Genomic DNA, 18990 nt, shown 5'->3' on the forward strand with positions numbered 1-18990 from the left:
GCATTGTAGCCGCCCCCGGCACTAAAACTGGTGAACGCTGTCTCACGCCGGGCGCCTCGATCAGCGATGCCCGCGAGCTTGCTATATAGTGCTCGTCTCAGACCCTGCTACCGGAAGAGTTACCCTCCATGCTCAACAAAGGATTGTGGCTGGCGTGCGCCATGGCGCTGCTCAGTGCTTGCGACTCGTCTACTGATAAACCGGCCCCGGCCCCCGCGCCAACGGAACAGGCCGCCCCGGTAGCCCCGGCGCCGGCCCCCGCCGAACCGGCCGCGCCCGCAGCTGCACCGGCCCCGGCGGCGACCCCGGCGCCCACCCAGGCGAGCCTGGGCGAGCGCTACGCCGGTCGCGAGCTGACGGTGGTAGACGTTTCCGAAGTGCAGGTCGACGGTGCCAGCGCCTTGTCGGTGACCTTCTCGGTGCCGCTGGACAAGGACCAGAACCTTGCCGAGCGCGTGCACCTGGTGGACACCACCCGGGGCAAGCTCGACGGCGCGTGGGAGCTCAGCGAAAACCAGATGGAGCTGCGCCTGCGCCACCTGGAGCCGCAGCGCAAGCTGGTGCTGACCGTGGATGCCGGCCTGCTCGGGGTGAACGGCAAGAAGCTCCCCAGCGAGTACGTCAGCCGCCTCGAAACCCGCGACATGCAGCCCACCGTGGGCTTCGCCAGCCGCGGCTCGCTGCTGCCCACGCGCCTGGCCGAAGGCCTGCCGGTGATCGCGCTGAATATCGACAAGGTGGACGTCGAGTTCTTCCGCATCAAGCCCGAGTCGATGTCCAGCTTCCTGGCCAGCTGGGGCCGCAACACCTCGCTCGAGTACTACAACTCCGAAGAGCTGTTGAGCAAGGCCGACCTGGTGTATGCCGGCCGCTTCGACCTGAACCCGGTGCGCAACACCCGCGAAACCCTGTTGCTGCCGATTGCCGGGATCAAGCCGTTGCAGGAACCTGGGGTGTACCTGGCGGTGATGCGCGCCTCGGGCCGCTACAACTATTCGCAGCCGGCCACCCTGTTCACCCTGAGTGACATCGGGCTGTCGGCGCATCGCTACACCAACCGCCTGGACGTGTTCACCCAGGCGCTGGACGGCGGCAAGGCCCTGGACGGGGTCAACCTCGAACTGCTCGACCGCGAAGGCAAGCTGCTGGCCCAGGCCAAGACCGACGGCGATGGCCATGCGCAATTGCCGATGCCGCCCAAGGCCGACGTACTGCTGGCCAAGCAGGGCGTGCACACCACCTTGCTGCGCCTGAACAGCGCCGCGCTCGACCTCTCCGAATTCGCGCTGACCGGGCCGCAGGCCAACCCGCTGCAGTTTTTCGTGTTCGGCCCGCGCGACCTCTATCGCCCGGGTGAAACCGTGCTGCTCAACGGCCTGCTGCGCGACCAGGACGGCAAGCCGGTGAAGGCCCAGCCGGTCAGTGTCGAGGTGCGTCGTCCGGATGAACAGGTCAGCCGCAAGTTCGTGTGGGAGGCCGATGCCAATGGCTTCTACCAGTACCAGTTGCAACTGGCCAGCGAAGCCCCGACCGGGCGCTGGCAGCTGGTGTTCGATCTGGGCGGCGGCAAGAAGCAGGTGTTCGAGTTCCTTGTCGAAGACTTCATGCCCGAGCGCCTGGCCCTGGAACTCAAGGGCAGCGCGACCCCGCTGAGCCCGGGCGAAACCGCTGAAATCCATGTCAATGGCCGCTACCTCTACGGCGCCCCGGCCTCGGGCAACCGCCTCAGCGGCCAGGCCTACGTGCGCCCGCTGCGCGAAGCGGTGCCGGCCTTGCCGGGCTACCAGTTCGGCTCGATCACCGAGGAAGACCTGAGCCACGACCTGGAACTGGACGAAACCACCCTGGACGCGTCGGGCGATGCCACGCTGCAGATCGAAAGCCGCTGGTCCGAGGCGCATTCGCCGCTGCAACTGAGCGTGCAGGCCAGCCTGCAGGAGTCCGGTGGCCGGCCGATCACCCGGCGCCTGGAGCAGCCGATCTGGCCGGCCGAGCGCATGCCCGGCCTGCGTGGGCTGTTCGACGGTGAAGAGGTCGACGGCAACACCCCGGTCGAGTTCGAACTGCTGATGGCCGACCGTGACGGCCACAAGCTGGCCGCCGACAACCTCAAGTTGCGCCTGATTCAGGAGCGCCGCGACTACTACTGGAACTATTCCTCCAGCGATGGTTGGGATTACAACTACAACGAGAAATTCCTGCTGCAGTCCGAGCAGCCGGTCAGCATCAAGGCCGGCAGCACTGCCAAGCTGAGCTTCCCGGTGGAATGGGGCCCGTACCGTGTCGAGGTCGAAGACCCGAGCACCGGCGTGACCAGCAGCGTGCGCTTCTGGGCTGGCTGGCGCGCCCAGGACAACACCGACGGCGGCGCCGTGCGCCCCGACCAGGTCAAGCTGGCGCTGGACAAGCCGGCCTACGCCGATGGCGCCACCGCGCAGATCACCGTGACCCCGCCGGCTGCCGGCAAGGGCTACCTGATCGTCGAGGGCAATGACGGCCCGCTGTGGTGGGAAGAAATCGACGTGCCTGCCGAAGGCAAGACCTACGCGGTCAAGCTCGACCCCAAATGGGCCCGCCACGACCTGTACGTCAGTGCCCTGGTGATCCGCCCCGGCGAGCGCAAGGCCAATGCCACGCCAAAACGTGCCGTGGGCGTGCTGCACCTGCCGCTGGATCGCGCCGAGCGCAAGCTGGCGCTGACCCTCAAGGCCCCGGAAAAGATGCGTCCCAAGCAGCCGCTCACCGTCAAGGTGCAGGCGCGCAATGCCGATGGCAGCATCCCCAAGCAGGTGCAGGTGCTGCTGGCCGCGGTGGACGTGGGCATTCTCAACATCACCAGCTACGCCACCCCCGACCCGTTCACCGGCATGTTCGGCCGCAAGGCCTACGGCGCCGACCAGCTGGATATCTACGGCCAGCTGATCGAAGCCGGGCAGGGCCGCCTGGCCAGCCTGGCATTCGGCGGTGACGCGGCCATGGCCAAGGGCGGCAAGCGTCCCAGCACCAGCGTGACCATCGTGGCCCTGCAGAGCGCCCCGGTGACCCTGGACGCCAAGGGCGAAGGTCAGGCGACGGTGGACATCCCCGACTTCAACGGCGAGCTTCGGGTGATGGCCCAGGCCTGGACCGACGAGCGCTTCGGCATGGCCGAGGCCAAGACCGTGGTCGCCGCGCCGCTGATCGCCGAACTGTCGGCCCCGCGTTTTCTGGCCGGCGGCGACCGTACCGAGCTGGCGCTGGACCTGTCCAACCTGTCGGGCAAGGCGCAGAAGTTCACGGTCAAGGTGACCACCGAGGGCCAGTTGAACCTGCTGACCCCGTCCGAGCAGCCACTGAGCCTGCGTGACGGCCAGCGCGTGACCTCGTTGCTGGGCGTGCAGGCCGTGGGTGGCCTGGGCCAGGGCAAGGTCAAGGTGCAGGTCAGCGGCCTGGTGCTGCCGGGCGAACCGAACACCGCCTTCACCCGCGAGTGGACCCTGGGCATTCGCCCGGCCTACCCGGCGCAGCTCAGGCACTACCGCGCCGCGCTCAAGGACCAGCCATGGACCTTGCCCGCCGAGGACCTGGCCGCGTTCGAACCCCAGGGCCTGGAGGCGATGCTGTCGCTGTCGAGCCGCCCGCCGCTGAACATCGCCGAGCAGATCCGTGCCCTCGAGGCCTACCCCTATGGCTGCCTGGAGCAGACCACCAGCGGGCTGTACCCGTCGCTGTACGCCGATGCCGAGACGCTCAAGCGCCTGGGCATCAAGGGTGAAGAGCCCAAGGTGCGCCAGCGCAAGATCGAGATGGGCATCGAGCACCTGCTCGGCATGCAGCGCTACAACGGCAGCTTCGGCCTGTGGAGCGCGGACGACAGCGAGGAGTACTGGCTGACCGCCTACGTCACCGACTTCCTGCAGCGTGCCCGCGAGCAAGGCTATGCGGTGCCGCCCGAGGCGCTGAAGAAGGCCAACGAACGCCTGCTGCGCTACCTGCAGGAACGCAACCTGATCGAGCCGTACTACACCAGCAACGCCGAGCACAGCCGCTTCGCAGTACAGGCGTATGCGGCGCTGGTGCTGGCGCGTACCCAGCAGGCCCCGTTGGGTGCCCTGCGCAGCCTGTTCGAGCGCCGCGCCGATGCACGCTCGGGCCTGCCGCTGGTACAGCTGTCGATCGCACTGGACAAGATGGGCGACAAGCCGCGCTCGGCGCAGGCCCTGCAGGCGGGCCTGGCGGTCAAGCGCCAGGACGTGTGGCTGAGCGACTATGGCAGCCCGGTACGTGACGAGGCGCTGATCCTGGCCCTGCTCGAAGAGAACAAGCTGGCCACCGACCAGCTCGACCAGCGCCTGTTCGAGCTGTCGGACAAGATGGCCAGCAGCTCGTACCTGTCCACCCAGGAGCGCAATGCGCTGTTCATGGCCGGGCGTGGCATGCTCAAGCAGCCTGAAGGCCGCTGGAGTGCACGCCTGGACAGCGCGGGCGAGCTGCGCGACCTGGGCCCGACCCAGGCCGGGCTCAAGCTGGAGGGGCCGTTGCTGGCCTCGCCGCTGACCGTGACCAACACCAGCGACAAGACCGTGTACCAGCAGTTGACCGTGTCGGGCTACCCGCGCTTCGCACCCCGTGCGGTGGGCACCAACATGAGCATCTACCGCGAGTACCTGGGCATGAATGGCCGGGCACTGAACATCAAGTCGCTCAAGAGTGGCGACCTGGTGCTGGTGCACATTGGTATCCGCGCCAACGAGCGGGTGCCGGACGCGCTGATCGTCGACCTGCTGCCGGCGGGCCTGGAGCTGGAAAACCAGAACCTGGCGCAAAGTGCGGCCAGCCTGGACAACGCCAGCAGTGCGGTGAAGGAATGGCGTGAAGCGATGCAGAACGCCAACGTGGTGCACCAGGAGTTTCGCGATGACCGCTACGTGGCGGCGATGAACGTCGACCCGTACGGCGTGACGCACCTGCTGTACCTGGCCCGTGCGGTCACGCCGGGCACCTACCGCGTGCCGCCGGTGCAGGTGGAGTCGATGTACCGGCCCAACTGGCAGGCGGTGGGCGAGAGCCCGGGTGACATGGTGATTCTGGGGCGCTAGTCACGCCCCATCGCGGGTCAAGCCCGCTCCCACAAGGGTCGCAGTAATCCCTGTGGGAGCGGGCTTGACCCGCGATGCTGTCACCGCACCACCCAGCTCAACACCCACAACCCCAGCATCAGCCAGATGATCCCCATGATGATCGAGGCGCGCATGAACGCGCGCACCGCCGAGTACAGCAACAGCAGGCCGATCACCAGCATCAGGATGCTGACCAGCGAGGTGTCCATGCCCAGTGTGCGTGCCAGGCCGTCGATGAAGTTGCCGCCGGCATTGGCCAGCAGATTGAACAACCCGCTCAGGGCATCCACCACGAAGCGGATCACCGCGCCGAGCGCTTGCCCCAGCCATTCGAAAAAACCTTCTACATGCATAATCGCTTCCTGATCGACGCTACGGCGCAGTCGCCGTGCCCAGAGCTTTGGCCATCATCCTGCCGGCTCGGTTCCTCACCCACGCAAAAAGGTGTCCGCGCCTGATGTTCAGCTTAGCCCGACCCCGCTCGCGCATCGCCCGGCTGCTGTGCGCCGCCTTTGCCTGCGTGCTGTTGCTGTGGCTGGCTGATCGCCTGTGGCCATTGCCGATGCCGGCCGACGATCTGGCGCGGGTGGTGCTGGCCGAAGACGGCACGCCGCTGTGGCGCTTTGCCGATGCCGAGGGCGTGTGGCGCTACCCGGTCACCCTTGATCAGGTGTCGCCTTACTACCTCGAAGCCTTGCTCACCTACGAGGACCGCTGGTTCTACCGGCACCCCGGGGTCAACCCGCTGGCCCTGGGCCGTGCCGCCTGGCAGAACCTCACGGGCGGGCGCGTGCTGTCGGGCGGCAGCACGCTGTCGATGCAGGTGGCGCGCCTGCTCGACCCGCACTCGCGCACGCTGCCGGGCAAGTTGCGCCAGGTGTGGCGCACCGCGCAGCTGGAATGGCACCTGTCCAAACGCCAGATCCTGGAGCTGTACCTCAACCGCGCACCGTTCGGCGGCACCCTGCAGGGTGTGGCGGCGGCCAGCTGGGCGTACCTGGGCAAGTCGCCCTTGCAACTGACCCCGGCCGAGGCTGCGCTGCTGGCGGTGCTGCCCCAGGCGCCCAGCCGTCTGCGCCCCGACCGCCACCCGGAGCGCGCGCGCCTGGCCCGGGACAAGGTGCTGCAACGCCTGGGCGAGTACCAGGTGTGGCCGCAGCAGCGCATCGCCGAAGCGCAGGAAGAACCGCTGCTGCTGGCACCACGCCAGGAGCCGGCGTTGGCTCCGCTGCTGGCTCGCCGGCTGAACCGTGCCGACAGCCCGCCGCTGATCCACACCACCCTCGACGCTGCGCTGCAACGGCGCCTGGAAGACCTGCTGCTGGGCTGGCGCGCACGCCTGCCCGAGCGCACTTCGGCGGCGATCCTGGTGGTGGAGTCGCAGACCATGGCAGTGCGCGCCTACCTGGGGTCGGTGGACCTTGGCGATGAGCGCCGTTTCGGCCACGTCGACATGATCACTGCCCTGCGTTCGCCGGGCTCGACCCTCAAGCCGTTCCTGTACGGCATGGCCATGGATGACGGCCTGATCCATTCGGAGTCGTTGCTGCAGGATGTGCCACGCCGCTATGGCGACTATCGCCCCGGCAATTTCTCGATGGGTTTCAGTGGCCCGGTGGCGGCCAGCTCGGCATTGGCGTTGTCGCTCAACCTGCCGGCGGTGCAGTTGCTCGAAGCCTACGGGCCCAAGCGCTTTGCCGCGCAGATGCGCATGGGCGGCATGCCGCTGAGCCTGCCGACGGCGGCCGAGCCGAACCTGTCGCTGATCCTGGGCGGCGCCGGCAGCCGCCTCGAAGACCTGGTCAGTGGCTACAGTGCGTTCGCCCGCGACGGCATGAGCGCGCCGCTGCGCCTGCAACCGGATGCGCCGCTGGTCGAGCGCCGGCTGCTGTCGCCGGGCTCGGCGTGGATCATCCGGCGCATCCTCAGTGGCCAGGCACGTCCCGACCGCGACCCGCACGCCGAACTGGTGCAGCGCCCGCAGCTGGCCTGGAAGACCGGCACCAGCTACGGCTTTCGCGATGCCTGGTCGATCGGCGTGGGGCCGCGCTACCTGATCGGCATCTGGATCGGCCGCCCCGACGGCACTCCGGTGCCGGGGCAGTTCGGCCTGGCCTCGGCCGCGCCGCTGATGCTGCAGGTGCATGACGTGCTGAGCAACCGCGACAGCCAGCGCGGCATTGCCGCCCCGGTGCCGGCAGTGCCGGGCAACGTCGGGGTGGCCGCGATCTGCTGGCCGCTGGGCCAGCCGATGGCACGCACCGACCCCAACTGCCGGCGCCAGCGCTTTGCCTGGACCCTGGACAACACCACGCCGCCGACCCTGCTCGCGCAGGACCAGCCCCTGGGTGTCGGCCTGCTGGAGAAGGTGTGGGTGAATGCCCGGGGCCTGCGGGTGGATGCAGCCTGTGCGGGGGCCGCGCCGCGCGACATCGCGCTGTGGCCGGCACCACTGGACCCGTGGTTGCCGCGCCTGGAGCGGCGCGAGGCGCGTTTGCCGGCCATCGACCCGAACTGCCCGCCGCAGGTACCGGCCAGTGCCGCGCCGTTGTCGGTGGTGGGGATACGCCCGGGCGACCAGTTGCGTCGTCCCGCCACCAGCCGCGATGCCCTGCACCTGAGCGTTTCGGCGCTGGGTGGCGAAGGCCAGCGCTGGTGGTTCCTCAACGGCGCACCCCTGGGCGAGACCACAGCCCAGGCGGCGCTGGCCGTGAACCTGGAGGAGGTGGGGCGCTACGAGCTCAGCGTGCTGGATGCCAGCGGGCAGACCGCGCGGGTCGAGTTCCAGGTCAACGACTGACCGCGCACCCGTAAGATGGATATAACGCGAAAGGGGAAGGGCTGCCAAAGCACCTTCCCCTTGCTTTCAAGTGCCTGAAGCAAAAGGGCTTTTGCTGGTGCTGCGACTGTATATATCGGGTTAATACCAAGCTCAGAATTGTTCCCCTTGCGCCTGCGCGCTCAGATAGCTGCAACGGACGTGGAGTGGCCGGAAACCCGGTGCTTCACACCTATAAAAGCAGCGGCAGCAGTAGCAGGGAGTCGCCATGAAAACTCAAGCGTGGATCAAAGCAAGTACGGCAGTGATGTTGATCTTGACCGTGAGCCTGGCCGGTTGCAGCAGCGGCGGTGGCGGTCACAAGAGTCACGTAAGCAGTTCCACACCCGATTCGGGTACCGATGGCGGCAGTGGTGGTGGCGGTACCGGCGGCGGTACTGACGGTGGTGGCGGCACAGGTGGTGGCGGTACGGACGGCGGTGGTGGTACTGGCGGTGGCGGTACGGATGGCGGCGGTGGCAACAACGGCGGTGGCGGTAACAATGGCGGCGGTGGCAACAATGGTGGTGGCGGCAACAACGGTGGTGGCACGACCTCGACCACGGTCGTCGGCCAGGTGGTGGCCCAGGTTGGCAGCGGCGTGTCGGGCGTGGGCACGGGCGTGTCCGGCGTGGGCAACGCCGTCAGCGGCGTACCGGTAGTGGGCAGCACCGGTGCCGGCGACCTGGTGACGGCCACCGGCAACGCCGTCACCAGCATCGGCGATGGCCTGGGCAAGGGCCTGGGTACGCTTGGCACTGGCAGCAATGCCCTGGGCGAGACGGTCAAGGGCGTGGGCAACGGGGTGTCGGATATCGGCGGCGGGGTCAAGTCGGTGGCCAGCAGCCAGTTGATCGAACAGATACCCGTGGTCAACGGTGTGGTGGACAAGGTCGGCGACGTGGTGGTGATGCTTGGCGATACCCTCAGCACCCAGAGCACCACCGGCAAGCTGGGCAACCTGAACCAGCAATTGAGCAACCAGGTGGTCAAGGTGGTGTCGCTGGTGGAAGGCGCCACCGGCAAGGTGGGTGATGCCACCGGGGTGGGTGCACCGGTCAGCGGCCTGTTGAACAAGGTTGGCAGCGCAGTCGACGGGGTGGGCGACAAGGTCGCCAGTGCCGGCAACGGCAACCCGCTGACCACCGCCGTCGGCGGGCTGGTAAGCCATGTCGGCACGGCGGTCGGCACCAGCGGTGGCCTGGTCAACACCGGCACCGGCAGCGGTGGCAGCGCCCCCGGTGCGGGGCTGCTGGAAACCGCCGGTGGCGCCGTGGCGGGCCTGGGCAGCGGGCTCGGCGCCGGCAGCAGCAACGGCCTGCTCGACGCCGCAGGCAGCACGGTCAACAAGGTGGGCCAGACCGTGGCCTCGCTGGGGCCGGTACTGGGCGGCAATGGCGTGGCCAGCGTGCCGGCCGGGGTGCCCACCGCTGCGTTGGGCAACAGCGTCGGCGCCGGCCTCACCCCGGTGGTGAGCGGTGTGACCAGCGTTACCCAGCAGGTAGGCGCGGCAACCGGCATCGGTGCGCCGGTCAACGGCCTGGTCACCCAGGTGGGCAGCGCAGTCAGCGGGGTGGGCAATCAGATTGCCGCAGCCGGCAACAACCCGGTCACCACCCAGTTGGGGGCGACGGTCAACGCCGTGGGCGGCACCGTGGGCCAGGTCGGTACCCTGGTCAACGGCAACGGGCAAGGGGGCGGCGGCGTGGGCGGTCTGCTCAATGGCCTGACCACGGGCCTGAAAGGCGGCCTCGGGGGTAACAAGTAACTAAATGGCCATCATCGATTAGACGATTTTACGGGCAACACCTACGCTTGAGGCTGACGAGGGAACCGTCTTTGGTTCCCTCGTATTTTTCAGGATCATGGAGTGTCCTATGCGATCGATGTTCGTCGCGTTATTGGGTCTGTCCTGGGTGGCTTCGCTGCATGCCGAGCCCCTGCCGAGCTTCCTCAACAGCAACGAGACCGAGCGCAAGCTGCCAGCGCCCAACCTGCCCGCCGATGCCTTTCGCCCCGTCACTCCCCAACTGAACCTGCCCGCACCGGATGCCGGCCAGCAGCCACAGCCGCTGCTGATGGGCACGCGGGTGCGCGTGCAGCGGGTGCGCATCGAAGGCGGCACCATCTACCCGCTCAGCGAACTGCGCGACAACTACCAGGGCCTGCTCGACCGCGAGGTGACCCTGGGCGAGCTGATCGAGGCCACCCGCCGCCTCACCCAGCGCTACCAGCAGGATGGCTACCTGTTGTCGTATGCCTACCTGCCGCCGCAGGACTTCGCCGAAGGCCGTCTGCGCGTGGTGCTGGTGGAAGGCTACATACGTGATTACGAACTGCAGGGCGATGTGGGGCCGGTGTCGGCCTACCTCGACAAGCTGGTGGGCAAGCTCAAGGCCGAGCGCCCGCTCACCCGCAAGACCTTCGAACGCTACACCGCGCTGATGAGCCGGGTGCCGGGCCTGACCTTGCAGGCCCAGGTGCCGCCGCCGGGCACCACCGACGGCGCCACGCGGCTGATCGCGCAGGCCTCGCGCAAGCCGTTCACCAGTACCTTGAGCCTCACCGACGGCAGCCGCGACGACACCCAGGCGCTGCTTGGCCTGAACAGCAACGCCCAGACCGCGGTGGCCGAGCAGTTGAGCTTCAGCGCGCTGTTCCCGCCGGGGCAGGATGACGAACGCTACTACCGTCTCGACTACTCGCAGTACGTGGACGCCGAAGGCACCCAGCTCAATCTTTCGGCCTCGACCTACCGCAGCAACCCGGCGGCGCGGGTGCGCCTGGAGAACGGCATAGACCTCAAGCAGCACCGCGAGAACGACCGTTACTCCATCGGCCTGAGCCAGGCGCTGATCGCCTCGAGCAACGAATGGCTGAACGTGGCAGCGCGCTTCTATGCGGTGAACGACAGCACCGACTACCGGGTGGTCGGCCTGCCATTGAAGGTCAGTACCCGCACCGATGTGCGCGCCTTTGCCTTCGAGGCAGACTGGAGCAAGTCGGATGCGCAGCAGCTGCGCATCCTCAGTGCCGGTGTGTACCAGGGCCTCGATCACTTCGGTGCCAAGACCGACAGCGACTACGACCTGGACTTTTTGCGCCTGCGCCTGTCGGGGGTGCAGAGTGACCGGTTCTTGCAGAACTGGCAGGGGGTGGCATCGGCGGCGCTGTACTGGACCGACGACAGCCTGCCCGACAGCGAGCGCGCGGTGTTCGGCGGGCAGAACTTCGGCCGCGGCTACCCCAGCGATCAGGCTTCCGGCGACAAGGGCTGGGGTGCGGCATACGAGGTCAACTACAGTTTCAAGCGCGATGGCAGCTGGCTCAAGGTACTGCAGCCGTACGTGGTGGTGGACGCCGCGCGTACCTGGTTCAACGAGCTGGCGGTGCGTGATTCACGATTGTCGTCGGCGGCGCTGGGGCTGCGCTTTGGCGATGCGCGCTACTACAACATCTCGCTGGAGGCGGCCAAGCCGATGTCGGATATCGCGCTGGACAGCTTCAATCGGCGGCCACGGTACACGTTGAGTTTCAGTTACCAGCTGTGACGACCGATTGCGGGTCAAGCCCGCTCCCACAAGGTATGCGCACTACCTGTGGGAGCGGGCTTGACCCGCGAGGGCCGCGTGGCGGCCAGGCGTCACTGAACCAGTTGCAGGCGGGGCTTGGGGAACAGGTTGTCCAGGGTTTCCAGCAGGCGCAGGTGGTAGATCGGCTTGCGGAACAGGTCGAGTACCTGCAGGCGCAGCAGGTCGCTGACCGCATCCATGTCGGCATGCCCCGAGGTGACGATCACCGGCAGGTGCTGACGCGCCGTGTGCTCGCGCAGGCGCCTGATCAGCGAGATGCCGCTCTCTTCCGGCATGTTCAGGTCGGTGATCACCAGGGCAATGTCGGGATGTCGCGTCAACTGCTGCAGGGCGAGCTTGACCGAGGTTGCCGTGTGACAACAGAAGCCCTCGCCCTCCAGCAGCTCGGCCAGCTCCAGCAGTGCGTCTTCTTCGTCATCCACCAGCAGCAGCTGTTGACGTGAGTGGGAAGCCGGCATGTTCAGGTCCTGTCATCAGGCTGAGGGCAGGGCGGCGACGATGTCGTCGAAGACCTTTTTCACCCCGCCCCCCACATCGGTCGAGACCCCGATGATCACCACGGCCACCATGGCGGCCACGATGGCATATTCGATACCGGACGCGCCGTCCTTGCGATGGAAGAACAGCTTGCAGTGCTTGAGGATGCGGGAAAGGACCATGGTACTTCTCCTTGCGCCACAGGCGCGGGTAATGGGGCCCGGAAACGGTGATTCCCCTTTGCCATCACAGCATCGTCAAGCGGTTCGAAACCGGCAAATGTAAGAAGGCATTAATACCAAAGTAAGGGTGTCAACGCTGGCGCCAATAAGCTGTTGTTTTCAGGGGGTGTCGGGTTTCGGACCGAAAAAAAACTGACGGGTAATGGCGTTTTGTCCTAGCTGCGCTACCGTCAAATAGCGAAATAGTTACTTGCAACTTCATGTTTGCGGGCCAGTTCGCACACCGCGCGGCCGAAGGGATGTTCAGGCAGAGGGAGCGCCGACATGAGCAGTCGCATCACCATGATCCTTGCCGTGCTGTTCCTGATCGGTGCCGTGCTGGCAGGTTACTGGGGGCTGGTGCTCAGCCGTGCATCCGAGGCACCGGAGCCGCCGCAAGCGGCGGCGCCAGGGCCGGCCGGCCCGGCCCAGCCGGTGGACCAGGCCACGGAGGCTGGCACCGACGCATTGCGCAAGCCCGTGCTGGTGCTGCGCCGCGACGTACCCGCCTACACCGTGCTGACAGCCGAGGATCTGAGTGTCGAGCGCCTGCTGGTGGCCCCGGCCGGCAGCTTCCAGCGCCCCGAGCAGGTGCTGGGCCGCACCAGCTGGCGGGCCCTGCCTGCAGGTACCTGGCTGGAGGAGAGCAGTTTCGAGGCCGGTGGGCCGCTGGCGCGCATGATCCACCCCGGCGAGCGCGCCCTGGCGGTGGCGGTGGACGAAGTGGTCGGCGCCGCCGGACAACTGCGCCCCGGCGACTACGTGGATGTGCTGCTGTACCTGCGCGAAGACAACCTCAACCCGCAGGCCTCGGCCCAGGTGGCCGTGCCGGCCTTGCGCCTGCTCAGCGTGGGCGAGCAACTGGGGCTGGCCAACGATGGCCGCCCGCCGGAGGCCGACACCGATGCCAAGGCGGCCCAGGAACAGCGTCGCGCCATGGCGCGCACCGTGGTGCTGGCGGTACCTGAAGCCCTGGCCAGCCGCCTGTTGCTGGCCGCCCAGGCAGGCAGCCTGCGCCTGGCGGTACGCAGCGCCGAAGAGAAACGCCTGGCCAGCTACTGGGCCGACCCGCAGGCCGCTGCACCGCAACTGGACAGCGCCAACCGCGACCTCTTTCGCTTCAGTCAACTGGCCATGACCCCGGCCGCCGCCCCGGTTGCAGGCCAGGCGCCCAGGCACCAGATGCAGATCATTCGAGGCCCCCAGGCTTCAACGCCCACCCCCTGATCGAAGCAAGGATGCCCGTTGATGAGCAGTCGTTCCGAGCTGATGTTCAAGCGTTCCATCCTGACCCTGTTGTTGCTGGGGGGGCCGGCTGCCCATGCCCTGGCGGCGCCGTCGGGTTGTGCCGGGCTGAGCCCGGTGCCGGCCAGCATCGAGCTGGACCAGGGCCTGCAGCAGGAGATCCGCCTGCCGGTGCCGATCACCCGGGCGGCGGTTGGCGACCCCAACATCGCCGATGTGCAGGCCAGTGGCGAGCGCGGCGTGGTGGTCAGCGCCGTGGGCCCCGGTGCCACCAGCCTGATGCTGTGGACCGCATGCGCCAGCGTGCCGCGCCAGAGCATGCTGTTCATCAAGGGCCGGGCCACTGCCGAGATGGCCGACAGCGCCTTGCCGCCCAGCCTCGACCCCTTGCTGCCGAGCCAGGTGCAGGCCGATATCCGCTTTGTCGAGGTCAGCCGCACCAAGCTCAAGGAGGCCGGTACGCGGCTGTTCTTCAAGGGCTCCAACAACTCGCTGTTCGGCTCGCCGGGCAGCGTGCCCAACACCACGGTGTCGCCGGGCTACGTGCCGGGTGCGGTGACCAGCCCCGACGGTGGCGGCGTTGGCGGGCTGGTCAAGGTGCGCCCGAGCATCCCGCTGAACAACGATGTGTTCAATATCGTGTGGGGCGGCGGCAGCAGCCGCTTCCTGGCGGCCATCGATGCGCTGGAAAGCAGCGGCTTCGCCTACACCCTGGCGCGCCCCAGCCTGGTGGTACTCAGCGGCCTGACCGCGAGCTTTCTGGCCGGCGGCGAAATCCCCATTCCGGTGCCCAGCACCGGCAGCGACACGGTGACCATCGAGTACAAGGAGTTCGGCATTCGCCTGGCGTTGTCACCCACGGTGGTCAGCCGCGACCGCATCACCCTCAAGGTGGCGCCGGAGGTCAGCGAGCTGGACTACAACAACGCAGTGCGCATCGCCGGCGTCACCGTGCCGGGCCTGACGGTGCGGCGCACCGACACCAGCGTGTCGCTGGCCGATGGCGAGAGCTTCATCATCAGCGGCCTGATCAGCAGCAGTGCGCGCTCGGCGGTGGACAAGTTTCCGGGCCTGGGCGACGTGCCGATCCTGGGCGCGTTCTTTCGCCAGTCGTCGATCAGCCGTGAGGAGACCGAACTGCTGATGATCGTGACCCCGCGCCTGGTGCAGCCGCTGGCGGCCAATGCCAAGTTGCCCGAGTTGCCCGGGGAGCGCCTGCGCACCTACGACCCGAGCTGGGGGCGTCTGTTCTTTCTCGAGAACGGCAATTTCGAACAGCGCAGTGGATTGAGCCAATGAGCCAGAGCCTGAGCCAGACCTTCCTTGCGATCACCCGTGACGACGGTGACCTGCAGTGGCTGAAAACCGCCCTGGCGCCGCTGGGCCAGGTGGTGGGGGCCGGCAGCGGCAGCCTCGACGAACTGCTCGCACTGGTGGATGTGACCTTCGCCAACCTGGTGTTCGTGGGCCTGGACCGCGAGCAGGTGGTGAGCCAGTGCGCGCTGATCGAAGGGGTGCTGGAGGCCAAGCCGATGCTGGCAATCGTTGCCCTGGGCGATGGCATGGACAACCAGCTGGTGCTCAATGCGATGCGCGCCGGTGCGCGGGACTTCGTCGCCTACGGCTCGCGCTCAAGCGAAGTGGCCGGGTTGGTGCGCCGCCTGAGCAAGCGCCTGCCACCGGTGACCAGCAACCCGCACCTGGGCGGCCTGACGGTGCTGTACGGCACCCAGTGCGCCAGCGACGGCGCCCTGCTCACCAGTCACCTGGCGCGGGTTGTGCAGGGCAGTGGTCAGCAGACCCTGTTGCTGGACCTGGGCCTGCCCCGTGGCGACAGCCTGGCGCTGCTGGGGCTGGAGGCCTCGTTTCATTTCGGTGATGCGCTGCGCCACCTGCGCCGCCTGGATGCCACCCTGATCGACAGCGCGTTCGCCCGCGAACCCTCGGGCCTGCGCCTGCTGGCCTATACCGACAGCGACGAGGCACTGGAGCGCACCAGCGCGGCCGAGCTGTACATGCTGCTCAGCGCGCTGCGCCAGCACTTCCAGCACATCGTGGTGAACCTGGCCGGGCAGCCCGACAGCGAGCCCTTGCGCACCTTCGTCAGCCATTGCGACAAGCTGATCTGGTACACCGACCAGAACGTGCTGGACTGCCGGCGCAACCTGGAGGTGCTGACCCTGTGGCGCGAAAAGGGCATGAAACTGGAACACGCGAGCCTGCTGGTGGACCGCTACCTGCGCAGCGTGGCGCCCGACTCCGACGCGCTGGGCAAGCGCTATGGCCTGCCGGTGCTGGTGGTGCTGCCCTACAGCCCCGAGGTGCGCCTGAACGCCAAGAACCAGGGGCTGTCGCTGTTCGAGGTGGCCCCACGCGAGGCCTTGACCCAGGCGCTCAAGGCCTTGGGCGAGCGGCTGGCACGACGTTCGGAAAGCCTGCAACCGAAGGCGGGCAACTGGATGAAGCGCCTGTGGGGGCACAAGTAGATGAGCGGCGACGAGCTGTTCGGCGGCCCGCGGCAAAACCCGGGCAGCGACCCGCAGGGGCTCAAGCGGGCCTTGCACCGGCACATCATCGATGCCATCGAGGATACCGGCCTCAACCTGCTGGAGGGCGCCCGCCCGGCGCTGGCGCAGTTCGTGGTGGAGCAGGTGGGCGACTACATCGCGCGCCAGCACCTGGCCGTGTCGCGCTACGAGATGGAGCGCCTGGCCGAGGAGATCGTCGACGAGCTCACCGGCTTCGGCCCGCTTGAGGTACTGCTGCGCGATGCGGGCGTCACCGAGATCCTGGTCAACGGCCCGCACCGGGTGTTCATCGAGCGCGCGGGCGTGCTGCAGCAGACCGACCTGCGCTTTATCGACGCGCATCACGTGGAGCGTGTGATGCAGCGCATCCTCGCGCCTTTGGGGCGGCGCCTGGACGAGTCGTCGCCGATGGTCGATGCGCGCATGCCCGACGGCAGCCGGGTGAATGCGATCATCCCGCCGGTGGCGCTGGACGGGCCGTGCCTGTCGATCCGCAAGTTTCGCAAGGACATGCTCAAGAGCGCCGACCTGCTGGCCACCCGCGCCATCGACCAGGCGATCCTCGACTTTCTGCAACGAGCCGTGGGCAAGCGCTGCAACATCCTGGTCAGCGGCGGCACCGGCACCGGCAAGACCACCTTGCTGAACATCCTCAGCCAGTTGATCAGCCCCCGTGAACGCCTGGTGACCATCGAGGACGTGGCCGAGCTGCAGCTGGATCACCCGCACGTGGTACGCCTGGAAACCCGCCCGCCCAATGCCGAGGGGCATGGCGAGATCAAGGCCAGCGAGCTTATTCGCAACGCCCTGCGCATGCGTCCGGACCGCATCATCCTGGGCGAGATCCGCGGGGTCGAGGTGCTCGATGTACTGACCGCGATGAACACCGGCCACGACGGTTCGATGAGCACGGTGCACGCCAACAACGCGCAGGACGCGCTGCTGCGCCTGGAGACCCTGGTGGGCCTGACCGGTCGCCAGGTGGCCGAGAAGACCTTGCGCCAGATGATCTGCGCCGCGCTCGACGTGGTGATCCAGCTGGCCCGCCTGCCCGATGGCCGTCGCTGCGTGAGCGAGGTGCTGGAGGTGGTGGGGGTGCGCGACGATGTGTATGTCACCAACACGCTGTTTCGCCTCGACCGGCGCGGCGGCGACACCTTCCTGCGCGAGGCGGTCAACCCGGCCAGCGACAAGCTGCGTCGTGACCTCAACGATGCGGAGCCCGGGCCGTGAGCGGCGCGGTGTGGTTGTGGCTGGGGGGCCTGGTCATGCTCGGCATCTCGATGCGCCTGTTCTATACCAGCCTGCACCGCTCGGGCAACGAGCGCATTCTGCAGCGCCTGGGCCAGCACCAGCAGGCCGCCGACAACAGCGGGCCACATGGCCCCGACTGGCTCGAGCTGATGCTGTTGCGTGCAGGTTTCGACCGCCGCAATGATCGGCTGATGGTGTGGGTGGCAGGCTGGCTGCTGCTGGCCGTGTGCGCCGGGCTGTACGGCGGCTGGCCTGGCCTGCTGCTGGTGCTGCTGGCGGGGCCGTTGCTGTTGCGCCTGTTCCTGGCCTGGCGCTACCAGCACCGGGTACGCCGCCTTATCGAACAGTTGCCGGTGCTGCTTGACCATTGCGTGCGCAGCCTGAAGGCCGGGCGCACTCTGAGCGATGCGGTGCTGGGGGCCATCGATGCCTCGCGCGAGCCGTTGCTGGGGGCCATGCAGCGAGTCAAGCGCAACGTGCAGTTGGGGGTGAGCCTGGACGATGCGATGTCGGATCTGGCCGAACTGTATGCGCGCGAAGAGCTGCGCCTGTTCGCCCTGGGCCTGCGCATCAACCACCGCTATGGCGGCAATGCCAGCGAGTTGCTGGAGAACCTGATCAAGGTGATTCGCGAACGCGAGCAGGGCGCGCGGCAGCTGCGCGCGATGACCGGTGAAACCCGCATCACCGCCGTGGTGCTGGCGGTGCTGCCGGTCAGCGTGGCCGGCTATTTCATGTTCAGCAACCCCAATTACCTGCTGACCATGTGGCATGACAGTGTCGGCCAGCGCCTGCTGTTCAGTGCCTTCGTGCTGCAGGCGCTGGGGTGTCTGGCGCTGTGGCGCATGTTGCGGAGTATCTGAGATGGCCTTGTTGCTCAGTGCGGTGTTGTTGTTTGGCGCGTTCGCCCTGCTGCTGGGTCAGTGGCTGCGTCAGCGGCGCAGCCAGCGCCTGGTGGAGCAACGCCTGCAGGGGCGTGCGCCGGACGAGCCGGCACTGCGCGGCTGGTTGCAGCGCATGGGCGACAGCCGGCTGGGGCAGCGTTCGCTGAACCTGGACGGCGAGACCCGCCAGTTGCTCGACCGGGTGGGTTGGCGGCGTTCGCGCCAGCGCTCGCTGTTCGCGGCCTGCCAGGTGGGCTTGCCGCTATGCCTGATGGGGGCGGCGGTGCTGGTGCAGGAGGTGTTCTTTCGCGAGAGCCGTTCGCCCTGGTTGTTCCCGCTGATGGGGCTGGGGTTGGGCTACCTGCTGCCCAAGCGGTTGCTGGCGCTGCTGGCGGCACGCCGTCAGCGCCAGGTGGCGCAGGAGGTGTCGACCTTCATACCGCTGCTGCGCATCATGTTCGAGTCGGGCCTGGCGGTGGAGCAGAGCCTGCGCCTGCTGAGCCTGGAGGGGCAGCGCCTGCTGCCGGTGCTGAGCGAGGAGTTGCGGCTGTTGCTGGCACGGGTCGATTCGGGGCTGGCGCTGGCCCCGGAGCTGGAGAAGACCGCGCAGTTGCTGGGGGTGGAGGCGTTCAGCGACACCTGCATCATCCTGCGCCAGTTGCTGACCCAGGGGGGCGGGGCGATGAAGTCGCTGCTGGCGCTCAAGCAACTGCTTGATGACCGGCGCCTGACCACCTTGCAGGAACGGATTTCGAAGATGTCGGGAAAGATGTCGGCAGTGATGATGCTGTTTCTGTTCCCGGCGTTGCTGATCGTACTCGCCGGCCCGGGCTTGACCGCCCTGGCCAGGGCATTCGGGGCTTGAGAGGAG

At 67.6% G+C, this 18990-nt stretch carries 13 protein-coding genes; 10 read left to right on the plus strand and 3 right to left on the minus strand.

Annotated features, from left to right (window positions below):
* Positions 1 to 128 precede the first annotated feature (128 nt).
* A complete protein-coding gene (locus NP552_RS08985) occupies positions 129 to 5078 on the plus strand; it encodes an alpha-2-macroglobulin family protein (protein ID WP_274096648.1) in 4950 nt (1649 codons plus the stop codon).
* Positions 5079 to 5158: 80 nt separating this feature from the next.
* On the opposite strand, the gene NP552_RS08990 is transcribed toward NP552_RS08985, so the two are convergent.
* Positions 5159 to 5452, minus strand: a complete 294-nt coding sequence (locus NP552_RS08990; protein WP_043860925.1) for a hypothetical protein — start codon at positions 5450 to 5452, stop codon at positions 5159 to 5161.
* 104 nt (positions 5453 to 5556) lie between these two features.
* Between NP552_RS08990 and pbpC the strand changes: the two genes are divergently transcribed.
* From pbpC to NP552_RS09005, 3 genes are all read left to right on the plus strand, one after another.
* Complete coding sequence (gene pbpC / locus NP552_RS08995; RefSeq protein ID WP_274096649.1) at positions 5557 to 7899, plus strand: peptidoglycan glycosyltransferase PbpC; 2343 nt, start codon at positions 5557 to 5559, stop codon at positions 7897 to 7899.
* 286 nt (positions 7900 to 8185) lie between these two features.
* Positions 8186 to 9685: a collagen-like triple helix repeat-containing protein gene (locus tag NP552_RS09000; protein ID WP_337994632.1), complete on the plus strand. Its 1500-nt coding sequence runs from the start codon at positions 8186 to 8188 to the stop codon at positions 9683 to 9685.
* Positions 9686 to 9794: 109 nt separating this feature from the next.
* A complete protein-coding gene (locus NP552_RS09005) occupies positions 9795 to 11468 on the plus strand; it encodes a ShlB/FhaC/HecB family hemolysin secretion/activation protein (RefSeq protein ID WP_043860928.1) in 1674 nt (557 codons plus the stop codon).
* A 92-nt stretch (positions 11469 to 11560) separates the two neighbouring features.
* Here the strand turns inward: NP552_RS09005 and NP552_RS09010 are convergent, their stop codons facing one another.
* Positions 11561 to 11968: a response regulator gene (locus tag NP552_RS09010; RefSeq protein WP_043860929.1), complete on the minus strand. Its 408-nt coding sequence runs from the start codon at positions 11966 to 11968 to the stop codon at positions 11561 to 11563.
* Between the two features lie 15 nt (positions 11969 to 11983).
* The gene (locus NP552_RS09015; protein WP_043860930.1) at positions 11984 to 12169 is read right to left on the minus strand and encodes a Flp family type IVb pilin; all 186 of its coding nucleotides are present in this window, start codon (positions 12167 to 12169) and stop codon (positions 11984 to 11986) included.
* Between the two features lie 324 nt (positions 12170 to 12493).
* On the opposite strand from NP552_RS09015, the gene cpaB reads away from it, so the two are divergent.
* From cpaB to NP552_RS09045, 6 genes are read left to right on the plus strand one after another with little or no spacing between them, the layout of a single operon-like run.
* On the plus strand, positions 12494 to 13435 hold the full coding sequence (gene cpaB / locus NP552_RS09020; protein WP_058540791.1) for a Flp pilus assembly protein CpaB: 942 nt from the start codon (positions 12494 to 12496) through the stop codon (positions 13433 to 13435).
* Positions 13436 to 13456: 21 nt separating this feature from the next.
* Complete coding sequence (locus tag NP552_RS09025) at positions 13457 to 14752, plus strand: type II and III secretion system protein family protein (RefSeq protein WP_054916708.1); 1296 nt, start codon at positions 13457 to 13459, stop codon at positions 14750 to 14752.
* A complete protein-coding gene (locus NP552_RS09030) occupies positions 14749 to 15939 on the plus strand; it encodes a pilus assembly protein (protein ID WP_043860933.1) in 1191 nt (396 codons plus the stop codon). Before NP552_RS09025 ends, NP552_RS09030 begins: the two co-directional genes overlap by 4 nt.
* Entirely contained in the window at positions 15940 to 17214 is a 1275-nt protein-coding gene (locus NP552_RS09035; RefSeq protein WP_043860934.1) for a CpaF family protein, read from the plus strand.
* A gap of 35 nt (positions 17215 to 17249) precedes the next feature.
* Positions 17250 to 18098, plus strand: coding sequence for a type II secretion system F family protein (locus NP552_RS09040; RefSeq protein ID WP_274096659.1), 849 nt, complete (start codon positions 17250 to 17252; stop codon positions 18096 to 18098).
* A gap of 1 nt (position 18099) precedes the next feature.
* The gene (locus tag NP552_RS09045; RefSeq protein WP_274096651.1) at positions 18100 to 18984 is read left to right on the plus strand and encodes a type II secretion system F family protein; all 885 of its coding nucleotides are present in this window, start codon (positions 18100 to 18102) and stop codon (positions 18982 to 18984) included.
* The last annotated feature ends 6 nt before the right edge of the window (positions 18985 to 18990 follow it).

The sequence above is a fragment of the Pseudomonas sp. 8209 genome (assembly GCF_028682105.1).
GTDB classification, from domain to species: domain Bacteria; phylum Pseudomonadota; class Gammaproteobacteria; order Pseudomonadales; family Pseudomonadaceae; genus Aquipseudomonas; species Aquipseudomonas palmensis.